Annotated in this window: 1 protein-coding gene; it reads right to left on the reverse strand. The window is 28.7% G+C overall.

Features of this window, described 5'->3' with window-relative positions; all coding sequences use genetic code 11:
- Positions 1-511: 511 nt before the first annotated feature.
- Positions 512-1267 carry a basic amino acid ABC transporter substrate-binding protein gene (locus GRQ01_RS07465; RefSeq protein ID WP_158335130.1) on the reverse strand — a complete coding sequence of 252 codons (756 nt, stop codon included), beginning with the start codon at positions 1265-1267 and terminating at the stop codon, positions 512-514.
- Positions 1268-1683 lie beyond the last annotated feature (416 nt).

Raw genomic sequence — 1683 nt, forward strand, 5'->3', positions numbered from 1 at the left:
AAGGAGTAAAAAGCATATTGTGGTCCACTAATTTGTGCCATAGCACAAGAACTTAGTAAGGATATGGTAGCTAAGGATAGGGCTAGTTTTTTAGAATTTGGTTTTTTTGATTTTAAATTCTTTGAAGTTAAATTCTTTGATCTTAAATTATTTGTTTTTTTAAATCAGAGTATTTAGATTTTAAATACCCCCCCCCTCAGAATTTTCATTAGATGATAAAGGATTTTTTAAAAACAAAGCATGATTAGAAGATGAAGTGTTTTTAGACATTAATGTTCCTTTGAAGCATTCCCCCCCCCCCAGAGAGTATTGCAAGCTTTCATAAGTGTTCCTTTAAAGTAAGATAAAATATAAAAAATAATTATGTAATGATAAAATATATTGTTTTAAAAGGAGGTTAAAATGTATTGGTCAAGATGGGAGTTTTGGTTTTATAAGAATTTTGAAGTTTGGGCTTTGAATTTTTATTTAAAGCCCTTTTTGAATGTGTTTAGAATGATTTATGATAGTTTTATTCTAAATTGTATTTTTTGATAAGAAGATCATAAAAGCCATTGTCTTTTAACTCTGCTATGCTTTGATCAAATTTTTTTAATATTTCTTTTTGCTTGTCTTTATCAAAAGCAAAGCTAAATCCTTCTCCACCATCTGTTTCTTGATAAAAGCTTATTAATTGTGGATTTTCTGCTAAAAAGCCTTTCGCGGTGTCTTCATCGGCGATTATGGCGTCGATTTTGTTGTTTTTTAGGGCTAAGATAGCTATGTTTAAGTCTTTGTTGCTTTGGATTTGTGCGTTTTTAATGCTTTTTGCTGTGATTTCTTGTAAAGTTCCTAGCTGCACTCCTATTTTTTTGCCTTCTAGTTCGCTTTTTGTTTGAAGAGTATCGTTGCTTTTGAGTTTGAGATAGAGATTTTTACTTTGATAATAAGGTTTGGTAAAGTCGACACTTTGTCTTCTTTGGTCTGTAGCACTCATGGCTGAGGCTATCATGTCTATTTTCCCAGCTTTTAAAGCAGGGATTAAGCCGTCGAAATTGGTTTCAACCCAGATGATTTTGATACCGTTTTTTTTAGCGATTTCTTCGACTAAATCAGTGTCAAAGCCTGTAAGTTTGGAATTTTCTTTGTAATTGAAAGGCTTGTAGTTGGGTGCTGTTCCGACTTTTAATTGTATTTGTGTGTTGGCTTGCGGGGTTTTAGGATCGCTGCAGGCGATTAAAAATAACATGCTTAATCCAAAAAATATAATATTTGATATTTTTTTCATTTTTTTCCTTAGTCATTAATATAATTTGATATTGAAAATTATAGTGTAATTTAAATTTATATTAGATTAAATGTATTGATTTTTCTAAAATATATTGAGGTTTTATTTACCACATGCTTTCCAATCCCCCACTTTAATCCCCATTTAAGTTTAATTAGTTATACTTTCATTTCCTTTTTCTAAAAAAGGACTTAAAATCTTTTAAATTATAAAGTTTCACCAGTCTAGTAGATTTTATAAACTTGGCTTTTTAGCTTAAAATTAATTTAAAAGCTAAAAGCTTGTTATAAATCTTGTTTTTTAATTTAAACTTTTCTTTTAAATAATGATTTTTTGCAAATTTAATAAAAACAATTTTTTGTTTTCGTTCTTTATAATTTAGTATTGTTATTTTAAATCTTAAAGTCAATCTTTGA

The organism is Campylobacter bilis (assembly GCF_016806695.1).
Taxonomy (GTDB): Bacteria; Campylobacterota; Campylobacteria; order Campylobacterales; family Campylobacteraceae; genus Campylobacter_D; species Campylobacter_D bilis.

Excerpts from the sequence above, each read along its gene's own strand:
- GRQ01_RS07465 (WP_158335130.1), bottom strand. The coding sequence starts at position 1,267 with ATGAAAAAAATATCAAATATTATATTTTTTGGATTAAGCATGTTATTT.